This window comes from Streptomyces triticirhizae (genome assembly GCF_003696235.1).
Taxonomy (GTDB): Bacteria; Actinomycetota; Actinomycetes; order Streptomycetales; family Streptomycetaceae; genus Streptomyces; species Streptomyces triticirhizae.
Map to the genome: position 1 here is coordinate 1 of NZ_RFFJ01000194.1, position 11056 is coordinate 11056.

Sequence of the window (11056 nt, forward strand, 5' to 3'; positions counted from 1 at the left end):
TCTCCGACGAACACCCCCGGACCCGGCGACACCACCCCCCAGGTCATGCCTTCGACAGGGGGCAACAAGTCATACCGGGCCCAGAGGCCAGCGGCCCCATTGCAGGACCACGAAAAACATAACGGGGGGGGGCGTCGTTGCTGCGTCGGCGTCCGTGTCGGCGTCCGTGTCGGCGTCGGCGCGGACGGACGGCGCCGGCGGCGCCGGTGGCGGGTCAGTGGTCACCGCACCATCATGCGCCAACGGCCGGCCCGTCCGAGGGCGGGGCGGCGGGCCGCGTCTCCGGGTCCCGGGGCGTCGCCTGTGCCGGGACGGCGGGCGTCGCCCAGCGGGGCGCGTTGGCGGACCGGTCCAGATGGCTCGCCGGGTCCGGGATGCCGGCGATCTTCCCGAGACCGACCACATAGGGCCGGACGCGTTCCTGGAGGACGCGCAGATCCCGCCGGAACGCGGCGTTCTCCGGCCAGTCCGCCTCGTCGGCGCCCGGGTTCTCCCTCACCCACCTGTCCAGCCGGGGGTGCCAGGCGGCGAGGAACGGGCCGAGTTCGACGTTGAGCATGTCCAGCGCCAGCTGGTAGACCGAGTTGCTCCTCGCCGGCGGCAACGGCGCCGCCTCGGACTCCAGCGGCTCCCGGTAGAGGTCGAACAGGTTCTTCAACGAGGCCACCGCCGCGCCGAGGTTCCCCTCGCCGTCGGCCAGCGGCCGGGTGGCGGCCTGGAAGTACATCCGCTGCGCGGCCTGCCGCATGTCGGTCTTGGTGCGGAACGCCATCTCACTTCCCAGGACCGCGACGCGCACATCGGTCAGGTGGGCGGTTCTGCGGTACAGCTCGACGCCGAGCACCGCCGCGACGCCGATGAGGCAACCCACCACGATCGACAGCCGTTGGCCACCCGTCTGGCTGATCGAGTAGGCCGCGACGCCCACCACCCCGCCCACGATCCCCGCCAGCACGGTGCGCAGCGCCGTCTGTACGACCCGTGCCGAATCCGGCCCCCACCTCGCCACCGCGATCCCCCTCACTCAGCGTCGCCGGGCCGGCGCCCGGGACTCGTCAGGGCATCCTCGCGGATCGCCGTCCCCGCCTCAACACGGCGCGCACGCCCCGGAGTACGCGCCGGAGTGCGAGGCGTTCGGGAACTCCCGGGACCGGCCGCCCGACCTGTGGAGGGAGGCACCTCCGCCCCACCCGCGTATCCCCGCGCCGCCCACCCCGCACGCCCAGGACCAGGAGAGGAAGCGAAGCCGCATGGACGCCTTCGGCCCGGAGACCTACGGCGAGTTGAACGCCGACATCTACGACGACTGGCACGCCGGCCTCGACCCCACCGAGGCGGTGCGGGCGCTCGCCGAGCTGATCGAGGAGGGGCCGGCGGGCCCGGTCCTCGAACTCGCCGTCGGCACCGGCCGGGTGACCCTCCCGCTCGCCGCGACCGGCGTGGACCTGTGGGGGATCGACGCCTCCGAGGCGATGGTCGCCCGGCTGCGCGCCAAGCCGGGCGGGGAGCGCGTTCCGGTCACCATCGGCGACATGGCGGACGTCGCCCCGGACACGGACGTCTCGTTCGCGATGGTCTTCGTCGTGTTCTCCACCTTCTTCTTCCTGGCCAACCAGGACGAGCAGGTCCGCTGCTTCGCCAACGTCGCGCGGCGGCTGCTGCCCGGCGGGCGGTTCGTCCTGGAGTGCCCGATGCCCGACGTCGGCCGCTACGACCGCGACCAGCGGGTCGAGGCGCACCAGGTGGGCCTCGGCCATGTCCGGCTGACCGCCGTGCGCCACGACCCGGTGGAGCAACGCTTCGAGGGCCAGCACGTGTTGATCGCCGAGGGCGGCATCAGGCTGGCGCCCGCGTTCCTCCGCTACGCCTGGCCCAGCGAGCTGGACCTGATGGCCCGCCTCGCCGGGCTGCGGCGCGCGCACCGCTGGGGCGGCTGGCGCCGCGAGCCGTTCCGCGCCGAGGGCAGCTATGTCACCGTCTACGAGAAGCCGGCCGACTGACGCCCGGCGTCGTCGGCGCGGGCCGCCGCCGCACGCGCCGCCAGCCGGCGCCCGGCCAGCAGCGCCAGCGGCGGCAGCACCAGGCACTGCGCGGCGGCGGCCAGCCAGAACGCCGGCAGCGCGCCCGCCCGTTCGAAGAACCCGTAGGCCGCGCCGCCCACCACCCCGCTGAGCAGCGCGCCAAGGCCGACGGCCAGCCGCTGCTGACCGAAGGTCACCGTGACCGAGCGCGCCGAGAGCGCGATCGCCTCCAGGTCGTTCTTCAGGAACAGCACGGCGGTGCCCACGCTCATCGCGGCGGCCCCGGCCGCGACCCCCACCGGCCGGCCCGTGGCGATCGCCGCGAGACCGGCCGCCATGCAGCCGAAGCCGACCGCCATCGCCACCCCGTGGCGGACCGCGCCGACCCAACGGGCCAACAGCGGCTGGAGAACGGCCAGCCCCAGCGAGTAGCCCATCATGATCACGCCATAGCCGGCGGTCGGCAGCCGCCCGGCCGCGAAGACCGAAAGGTACTGGTAGAACTGCATATACAGGTAGTGGGTCACCACCGTGACGGCGAACGGCACCCACGCCAGCCCGTGCAGCACCCGGCGGAACGGCTCGACGTCCGCCCCGCCGCCCTGGCCCTCGTTCCGCAGGCGCAGATGGCCGGCGGCCAGCGCGGCATACAGGACCGTGGTCGCGGTGAACAGCGTGTTCGGCGCGTGCAGGAACAGCGCCCCGACCACCGGCCCGGCCGCGATGCCGAGGTTGCCGGCCGCGTTCCCGAGGGACACCAGGCGCGGGCGCTCCTCGGGCCCGGCCGTCCGCACCAGGTAGGAGCGGTAGGCGGGGGAGTAGAGCGCGCCGGCGCCGCAGCTGAGGAAGAGCGCCACCACGGTCAGCGCGGCGAGCCGCACGCCCGCGAGATAGCTGGCGGCGCCCAGCGCGTAGAGGAAGGTGGCCAGCACCAACGCCCGCCGCAGCCCGACCCGTTCGGCGAACGCGGCGGTGAACGGCGCGCTGGCGAACTGCGTCAGCGTCGCCAGGCCCAGCACCACGCCGACCGTCGCCATGCCGACGCCCAGCCGTTCGCGCAGCAGCACCGCGAGATAGGGATAGACGGCGAAGGTGCCGGTGTTGACGAGGAACCCGCCCACGAGCAGAGCGCGTTGGGCGCCGGAGAGGGCGCCCCGGGGACCTGGGCCCGGGGCGCCCTCGTCGGGGGCGGCGCGGCGGTTCAGTGCGGGTCGGCGGCCGCGCCGGCCGTCGCGTCGGTGGCCGTCTCGTCGCCGGGCGCGGCGCCGTCGCCGGTCGCCGCTCCCGTCCCGCCGGCGGTGCCCGTTCCCGCGCCGGTTCCGTTGGCGCGGGCGCGCAGGCGCAGGACGGTGGCGACCACGGCCAGGGTGAAGACCAGCAGGCCGACCCAGATCACCCACTTCTCCGGCCAGGGCGGGGGCGAGGCCCCGTCCGGCGTGCGTCCGCCGTCCACGCCGGTGACGACGACCAGCACCAGGCCGACGATGGTGGCCACCACCGCCAGCCGCGCGAACACCCGCGCGCTGAACGGCACCGCGTGGTCGCGCCGCGACCGCAGCCGCTCGCCCGGCCGGGCCGGGGATATCAGCCGCCACAACAGCAGCCCGGCGAGCGGGATCTGGAGCACCCACAGCATCGTGCGGAAGCTGCCGTCGTACCACGCCTGGCTGCTGTAGAGCAGGGTGTGCCAGATGCTCATCACATAGACGACGATCACAAAGCGGTGCAGCGCCAGCCAGATCCGCGAGCCGGTCCGGTTCCGCAGATAGAACGCGAGGCCCAGCGGCACCGCCAGATAGAGCGCCAACAGCCCGATGAAGATGGCGACCCGGCCGGTGCCCGAGGAGTATCCGCCGGGAACGAACGAGTCGACGAACGCCGTCCACACGCTGCGCCCGAACGACCACCGGCTGGTGTTGTCCCTGATCTGGTCGGTGAAGAAGAAGAACGCGTGCATGAACATCAACCCGACCGTCGTCAGGCTGGTCGTGCGATGCCACTTCTCCAGCCGCGCTGGCGGCAGCCAGCCCCAGCTCGGGCGCGGCCCGGAACGCATCAGGCCGAACACCACGCTGATATACGCCCACAGCATCGCCGACCAGCCGAACGCCTGGCACATCCAGTACATCCAGAACTTCGGCGCGTCCGCCAGCATGGGCATGATCTTGATCGTCGCCGAACTGCCGTTCTCCACGCGGGCGTAGAGCAGCCAGAAGATCAGCAGGGTCAACACGAGGGCGAGCGAGGCGTCGGGCACGGCACCGCGCAGATCCGCGCGCAGACCGGCCCAGTCGAAACGGTCCCGGCGTTCTCTTCCCTTACGGACGGAGGGCAGCGCCGATTCGGGGACGTCAGCCATCACACAACTCCAGTTTCCCAGTGGCACGCCGACGGATCGTCGGTGACGGACGACCCGTGGCGACACATCAACAGCCCCGCGCTCCCGAGCCAGAAGAGTAACGACAAAGACCCGGGTGCGGAAGACGATGCGCGGAGTTGCGGAATTCGCCTACGCCGCCGGCCATTTGTGGCCGGCCCGGCGGAGGAATCTCGCTACGCCCGGGAACTTTTCGCGTTCCGGATACGACGCGGGGGAAACGGCGTAGCGGAAAACGAAAAGCGGTGCGCGGCCCGGATTCCGGTGAAGCGGAATCGCGGGCCCGCACCGGTGGCGTCGGTCGGCGGCGGCCCCGGCCGCAGGCCGTCAGTGGAGGCGGGCCAGGAGGAGGCGGGTCCAGAGGGCGTGGAAGGCCGGCTTCCGGGCGTAGTCGGCGGTCATCACCGTGGCCGCGCCCTCGCCCTCGAAGAAGACGGGGACCCAGGAGTACTTGTCGGTGAAGCCCCAGATCGTGAACGAGTCGCAGCCCTCGACGGCCAGGCACGCCGACAGCGCGCGGCCGTAGTAGTCGGCCTGCTGGCGCAGCTGTTGCCGCGTGGGCTGGCCGTTCTCCGGCAGGTCCATCCGCACGTCCAGCTCGGTGACGGCGGTCCCCAGGCCCAGCGCGGCGAAGCGTTCCAGGTTCTGCTCCAGGTCGTCGGGGAATCCGTAGCGGGTGCTGAGGTGGCCCTGGACGGAGAAGCCGTGCACGGGCACGCCCTCGGCCAGCAGCTCCTCGGCGAGCGCGAGATAGGCGTCGCTCTTGGCGTTGACGCTCTCCACCCCGTAGTCGTTGAGGTACAACTCGGCCTGGGGGTCGGCCTCGTGGGCCCAGCGGAAGGCGTCGGCGACGATCCCGGGGCCGAGTTCGCGAATCCAGATGTTGTCCGAGGTGCGGAGCGTGCCGTCGTCGTTGAGGATCTCGTTGGCCACGTCCCACTGCTGGATGCGGCCGGCGTAGCGGCCGACGACGGTGGTGATGTGGTCGTGGAGGATCGCGCGCAGCTCCTCGGCGGTGAAGTCGCCCTCCTCAAGCCAGGCCGGGTTCTGGCTGTGCCACAGCAGGGTGTGGCCCCGCACCACCTGGTCGTTCTCCTCGGCGAAGTCGACGATCGCGTCGGCCGCCTCGAAGGCGTAGCGGTCGGGCTCGGGGTGGATGAACTCCCACTTCATCTGGTTCTCGGGCGAGAGGGAGCTGAACTGCTTCCCGAGAATTTTCCGGTACTCACGGTCGTGGGTGAACGGGTCCGGATAGTCCTGCTCCAGGTGGTGCCCACCGCCGGCGACGGCGCTGCCGACGTGGAACCCCTCGGGGGCGACCCAGCGGAGCCGGTCGAGGTTGGCGTCGGTGATGGGGGAGAACGAGGAGGGGGCGGCGGAGGCGCCGCGCTCGGCGTCGGTGGTGGCGGTCGCGGGGGAGGCGGCCAGGGGGAGCGCGAGCGCGGCGGCGAGGGTGAGGGTGAGGAGTGCGGGTCGGACGGATCTCATGGGAGGTCCCTCAAGGTGGTCGTGGTCCGAGAATTTCCGGAAGATTCCCGGAAGTTGAGAGCACGGACGCTAAGGGCTGCGTGGCCGGGCCGTCAACGGGTGTGCACCACGCGGCGCGGCGCCGGTGGGTTCGGTCGGCTAGGTCGGCCCGGTGGCTGGCTGCGGACGACCTCCCGCGTGGCCCGCCTGTGCCGTTGTCGTCTGCGGCGCGTCGTTCATGCGTCGCGCGGTTCCCCGCACCCCTGTGTGCGCGCTCGCCCCGGGGGCGTGGGAAGTCGCGCGGGGTGGCCCGGCCGGCCCGAGGGGGTGGGTTGAAGGTGGGCCTGGCGGGGCACTCGGGGGAACCGCCACGGCGGCCCCCGGTTCCCGGGGCGCCGCGCGGGCCAGCAGGGCAGCAGGGCAGGAGAGGAGAACCGATCGTGCGCACGGTGAACGGGACACCCCGGTCGGTGAACGGGACGCGCCGGCCCCCCGCCGGCGCGCCCGAACGCGTCCCCCAGGCGTTGACCGTCTACCTCAACGACCACCTCGCCGGCGCCACCGCCGGCGCCCGCCTCGCCGAGCGCCTCGCCGGCCACCACGGGGCGTCCCCCGACGCGGCCGCCGCACTGACCTCCCTCGCCGCCGAGGTGCGCGACGACCGCGCCCGACTGCGGCGCCTGATGGGCGAGTTGGGCGTGCCGGTGCACCGTTCCATGGTGTTCGCCGCCAAGGTCGGCGAGCGGCTGGGCCGCCTCAAGCCCAACGGGCGACTCGTCCGCACCTCCGAGGCGCGGAACGTGATCGAGCTGGAGGCGATGCTCCTCGGCGTCCAGGGCAAGGCCGCCCTCTGGCGGGCCCTCGCCGCGCTGCCCGCGATCGCCGAGAACGGCGCGGCGGCCGAGCTGCGGATGCTGCTCACCCGCGCCGAACGCCAGGCCGACGTGTTGGAACGCCTCCGCGCGGCGGCGGCCACCCGCGCGCTGACCGACACCCAGTCCTGACTCAGGCGGCCTCCAGCACCATCAGCACATACTCGGTCTCCCCCTCCCGCTCCCTGCCCGCCTCCCGGAAGCCGAGCCTCGCCAGCAGCCGCACCGAGCCGGCGTTGCCCACGAACGGGTCCGCGTGCAGCGGCCGGTGCCGCTCCCGCTCCAGGAAGAGCGCCACCGCCCTCGTGCCGACCCCGCGCCCCCAGAACTCCCGACCCAACCAGTACCCGAGGAAGCGGCGTTCGCCGTCCCACCACGCCACGACGTTCCCCGCCAGCTCCCCGTCGACGGTCACCGCCTGGACGAAGACCCCCGGATCGCCCAGCACCCTGGTCCGCCAGTGCCGAAGGAACGCCTCCCGCTCCCGGGGTGGAAACCGCGAGCGCCGCGCCGCCTCGGGATCGTGCTCCTGCGCCAGGAACACCTCCAGATCGGCGTCCTCGACATCCCGCAGCCGGACGTCTCCCCTGCTCACTACCTGTTCTCCGGTCATGCCACCGGAGTCTGCCACCCACCACTGACAGTCGCCCGGTCCCCGCCCGCCGGACGCCCGCCGGCCGCCGCCGGACTGCCCCCCACCACCCCCGCACGAACGGTTGTTCGAGCGGGGGCCAGTGCGGGAAGGGCCCTGCCGTTGGCCTCCTGGCGGCCCGGCGCGCTGCGCGAGCCGCGCCGCGGCATCGTCGGCCCGGCCCGGTTCGTGCTGACCAGCCGCAGCGGCCCGTACTCCTGACGAGGTCGGGCAGATCCTCTGGACGCGCTGGGCGACGGCGCCGGGCGACGCGGAGAGCCCGTGCACCATAACCCTCCACCACCAGTTCCCGCACCTGGACCGCTACGCCTGCCTGCTGTGGGTCCGCGCCGAGACCCCGCAGGCCGACGGCGAGTTGGCGCAGAAGGTGATCAACGACCTCTACAGCCACCTGAGTTGACGCCGACACCGGGCACGGGTCATTCCGCCCGTTCCCCCAGCAGCCGCGCGCGGACCGCCGCCAGCCGCGTCTCGCCGAGGCCGGCGGCGCGCAACACCGCCTCGATGTCGAGGGTTTCCAGCAGCGACAGGATCTCGGCCTCGGCCGAGGTGTTCCGGCGCGCGAGGAGTTCCCGGATCAACGGGCCCTGGTCGCGCCAGCCCAACGCGGCGAACGCCGGCCGCAGCCGCTCCTCGCTCAGCTCGTAGTCGGCGACGATGGCCGCCGCCTCGACCCCGGCCAGCGCGAGCAGCAGCAGCGAGATCAGGCCGGTCCGGTCGCGCCCCGAGGCGCAGTGGACCAGGACCCCGCCGGGCGGCGCGTCCGCGATCGCCTCGATCGCGGCGACGCAACGGTCCGCCTTGCGCCGCAGAAACGGGCCGTAGTAGAGCGGGGTGCCCGAGGAGAGGCCGTTGTCCGCGCAGTACTGCCAGAACGCGGTGTCGCCCCGGTCGTCCAGCGGCACCCGCACCACCGTGACCCAGTCCGGCGCGACGCGTTCGGCCGGGATCTCGTCCGGCTCGCGCAGGTCCAGCACCGTGCGCACCCCGTGCGCCCACAGCCCGGCCCAGCCGGCCGCGGTCAGGTCGTCGGGCGCGTCGGAGCGCACCACGGCGCCCGGGAGGGTCGTGCCGCCGTCGGTCGTGGGCAGCCCGCCCAGGTCCCGGGCGTTGAACGCGCCCTCCCACGCGAGATGTCGAGTCGTGACCATCCCCGCCCCCTCGTCCTCGCCCGCCGGCCGCCGTCGTGCGGTCGTTCGGCCGTTCCCCCCATCGAAGCAGAGTCGGAACGTCGCCGGGAGGCGCCGCAGGGAAGAGCCCCCTCTCAGCCGCGCAGCGCCAGCACCGCCCAGGCCGCCGTCGCGGCCGCCGCCGCGCCCGTGGTGAGCAGCGGCAGGCGGGCGATCAGCCGGTCGTCCCACTCCTCGCCAGCGCCGGAGGCGAACCGCAGCGTCGGGGTCGCCGCGCGGCCCAGCGCGAAGCCCAGCCCCGTCGCCAGCGCCACGCCCCCGTCGTTGGCCAGCAGCACCCCGGCCGCCAGCGCGTAGGGCAGGCTCGCCGACACATAGGTCCGCACCCCGGTGCCCATCTCGAAGCCGAACTGGAGCGCGCCGCGCACCAGATCGCGTTGCAGAACGTCCTGCGGCACCTGCCGCGCGTTCTGCGGCAGCCGCAGGCGCACCAGCCCCGCGTCACGTGCCACGGCGAGCGCCCCGAGCGCGACGGTCGCCGCCGCGCGCCAGCCGGCCGGGAGCGGCGCGGCCAGCCCCGAGGCGAGCCACAGCACCGACGCGGACAGCAGCGCGCCGAGCAGCAGCCCGGTGGAGAAGACCCCCAACACGGTGGTCTGTCGATGAACGGCCCGCCAACCTGGCGAGGCAAGCGCGTGCGCGCTGTTCCGCGTTCAGACGGAGCCGGAGAGCGCGTAGCCGCCAAGGCCGCCGAGGATCGCCCAGGTCAGCAGCGGCGCATACCAACTCGCCGCCACCGCACCGGAGATGAGCGCCAGCACCGGCACCGCCGGGTCGGTCGACCAACGCCGCCACGCCGGCGACGCGAGGAACTGACGGTCCCTCACGCGGACCCGACCAGGGTGCGCCAGGTCTGCTGCCCGACGATCCCGTCCACGGTCAGCCCGTTGGCCCGCTGGAACGCGCGCGTCGCGTCGGCGGTGAGCGCGCCGAACGCGCCGTCCACGGTCAACGGGTAGCCGTGCTTGCCGAGTTGCCGCTGAGCCGCGCTGACCGCCTCGCCGCTGTCACCCTGACGCACCGTCACCACCAGGTGCGGCCACGTCGTCGCGGCGACCTCGCCGGTGGGTGCGAGGTCGACGGACTCCTGGAAGCTCCGCACGGCGGCCGCCGTGTTGGGCCCGAAGATCCCGTCCGGCTCGGTCGCGAACCCGTGGAACGTCACCAGGTGTTGGGCCGCGTACACGTCCGGCCCGCGCGAGCCGTCGCGGACCGTCGGCCAGGCGATGGCGCCCTCGCAGCCGCAGTCCGTCGTCCAGCGGCAGATCGAACGCACCCAACCCGAGCCGGAGTTGAAGTACCCGTCGTGGCACCGCCGTTCGATGCCGCAGCCGCACGCCCCGCACGCGCCGCTGAACGCCCACAGCCAGCCGTCGTAGGAGCCGGAGTAGCACTGGTTGGGCCGCAGCGTCCAGGTGACGCCGTCGTTGCGGTGGAAGCCCTCGTACTGGCCGCTGCTCTCACAGGCGGCGGCGTGCACGGTGCTCGGACCGCAGCCGGGGGAGCAGTCGTGGGTGGAGGCGTAGGAGGGGCACTCGCCCGTCCAGATGTCGTAGCCGTCGGCGTAGGCCGCGCGGGCCGGGCCGAAGACGCCGAGCGCGGTGAAGCCGACGACCGTCGCCGACTGGAGAACGGTGCGCCGCCGGGGCGCGAGCCGGGGCAGCGAGGCGGTGCTGCGGCGGCGGGTCGGCCGGTCGGCCGCGCCGGCGCGGCGCAGCTGCGGAACCTCGTCGAGGGTGGTCATCGCGCGCTCCTCGGCTGCTCGGAGGGGTGGTCGGAGGGCTGTTCGCGGGGTTGGCCGCCGGTCTCGGCGGCGAGCAGGGCGCCCAACGCGGCGACGTTGCCGAGCGGTTCGCCGCGCACCACGCGGCCGGTGGGATCGACGAGCACGGCGAACGGCGTGGCGATCGCGTCATAGGCGGTGAACAGGTCGGGCCTGTGCTCGGCGAAGCGCACCCCGGCGTCGGCCGTCGCTGGCGGGGCCGCGCCGGCGTAGATCGCGCGGACGGCGGGCGGCGCCTCCAGGCGGGCCGCCTCGGCCAGCACCTCGGCGCAGGTGCGGCACTCGGCGCTGAGGAAGAGCAGCAGCGTGCCGACGCCGTCGGCCAGCAGGTTCTCGGCCCGCAGCGCGTCGGCGCCGGGCGCCGCGCTGCCGGGTGTGACGCCCAACCGGCCCTGCTCGCGCACGACATGGCCCCGGGAGAGCTGGTGGACCTGCCGCACCAGGCCGGACACCACCAGGGCGAGCAGGGCGATGGCGACCCAGGAGAGGATCAGGGCGCTGGTGGTGAAGTCCACGGTCAGCGGCCTCCGTTCGGAACGGACACGACGGCGACGGTCGGCAACGGGCGCTCGGGCGCGGCCGGTTGGGCCAGCGCGGCGGGCAGCGACCACAGCAGCGCGGTCAGTGAGGCGGCGGCCAGCGCCGCCGTCGCCCACTCGGCCGCGCCCTCGGGCGGCGCGGCGGGCCCGGCGGC

General features: G+C 73.9%; 12 protein-coding genes. 2 read left to right on the plus strand and 10 right to left on the minus strand.

Translation table 11 applies throughout. The features are described 5' to 3' along the window. Window positions 1-232 precede the first annotated feature (232 nt). A complete protein-coding gene (locus EBN88_RS24760; RefSeq protein ID WP_147472832.1) occupies window positions 233-1009 on the minus strand; it encodes a hypothetical protein in 777 nt (258 codons plus the stop codon). A 241-nt stretch (window positions 1010-1250) separates the two neighbouring features. Between EBN88_RS24760 and EBN88_RS24765 the strand changes: the two genes are divergently transcribed. Beyond that, the gene (locus EBN88_RS24765; RefSeq protein ID WP_122399282.1) at window positions 1251-2000 is read left to right on the plus strand and encodes a class I SAM-dependent DNA methyltransferase; all 750 of its coding nucleotides are present in this window, start codon (window positions 1251-1253) and stop codon (window positions 1998-2000) included. Here EBN88_RS24765 and EBN88_RS24770 read toward each other — a convergent pair. From EBN88_RS24770 to EBN88_RS24780, 3 genes are all read right to left on the minus strand, one after another. Beyond that, window positions 1979-3142 carry an MFS transporter gene (locus EBN88_RS24770; protein WP_233580920.1) on the minus strand — a complete coding sequence of 388 codons (1164 nt, stop codon included), beginning with the start codon at window positions 3140-3142 and terminating at the stop codon, window positions 1979-1981. The two genes, EBN88_RS24765 and EBN88_RS24770, sit on opposite strands and share 22 nt — an antisense overlap. A gap of 80 nt (window positions 3143-3222) precedes the next feature. Continuing rightward, complete coding sequence (locus EBN88_RS24775; protein WP_122399283.1) at window positions 3223-4380, minus strand: ferric reductase-like transmembrane domain-containing protein; 1158 nt, start codon at window positions 4378-4380, stop codon at window positions 3223-3225. A gap of 345 nt (window positions 4381-4725) precedes the next feature. Next, complete coding sequence (locus tag EBN88_RS24780; protein WP_122399284.1) at window positions 4726-5886, minus strand: endo-1,4-beta-xylanase; 1161 nt, start codon at window positions 5884-5886, stop codon at window positions 4726-4728. Window positions 5887-6305: 419 nt separating this feature from the next. On the opposite strand from EBN88_RS24780, the gene EBN88_RS24785 reads away from it, so the two are divergent. Further along, on the plus strand, window positions 6306-6869 hold the full coding sequence (locus EBN88_RS24785; RefSeq protein WP_233580921.1) for a hypothetical protein: 564 nt from the start codon (window positions 6306-6308) through the stop codon (window positions 6867-6869). 1 nt (window position 6870) lies between these two features. Here EBN88_RS24785 and EBN88_RS24790 read toward each other — a convergent pair whose 3' ends face one another. From EBN88_RS24790 to EBN88_RS24810, 6 genes are all read right to left on the minus strand, one after another. Continuing rightward, window positions 6871-7350: a GNAT family N-acetyltransferase gene (locus tag EBN88_RS24790; RefSeq protein WP_122399285.1), complete on the minus strand. Its 480-nt coding sequence runs from the start codon at window positions 7348-7350 to the stop codon at window positions 6871-6873. Between the two features lie 458 nt (window positions 7351-7808). After that, on the minus strand, window positions 7809-8540 hold the full coding sequence (locus EBN88_RS24795; RefSeq protein ID WP_122399286.1) for a tyrosine-protein phosphatase: 732 nt from the start codon (window positions 8538-8540) through the stop codon (window positions 7809-7811). Window positions 8541-8653: 113 nt separating this feature from the next. Then, on the minus strand, window positions 8654-9169 hold the full coding sequence (locus tag EBN88_RS24800; RefSeq protein ID WP_122399287.1) for a hypothetical protein: 516 nt from the start codon (window positions 9167-9169) through the stop codon (window positions 8654-8656). A 63-nt stretch (window positions 9170-9232) separates the two neighbouring features. Next, window positions 9233-9406, minus strand: coding sequence for a hypothetical protein (locus EBN88_RS31330; RefSeq protein ID WP_199742472.1), 174 nt, complete (start codon window positions 9404-9406; stop codon window positions 9233-9235). After that, on the minus strand, window positions 9403-10323 hold the full coding sequence (locus tag EBN88_RS24805) for a peptidoglycan-binding domain-containing protein (RefSeq protein ID WP_122399288.1): 921 nt from the start codon (window positions 10321-10323) through the stop codon (window positions 9403-9405). Before EBN88_RS24805 ends, EBN88_RS31330 begins: the two co-directional genes overlap by 4 nt. Further along, window positions 10320-10877 carry a hypothetical protein gene (locus tag EBN88_RS24810; RefSeq protein WP_233580922.1) on the minus strand — a complete coding sequence of 186 codons (558 nt, stop codon included), beginning with the start codon at window positions 10875-10877 and terminating at the stop codon, window positions 10320-10322. The genes EBN88_RS24805 and EBN88_RS24810 overlap by 4 nt, the downstream gene beginning before the upstream one ends. Between the last annotated feature and the right edge of the window lie 179 nt (window positions 10878-11056).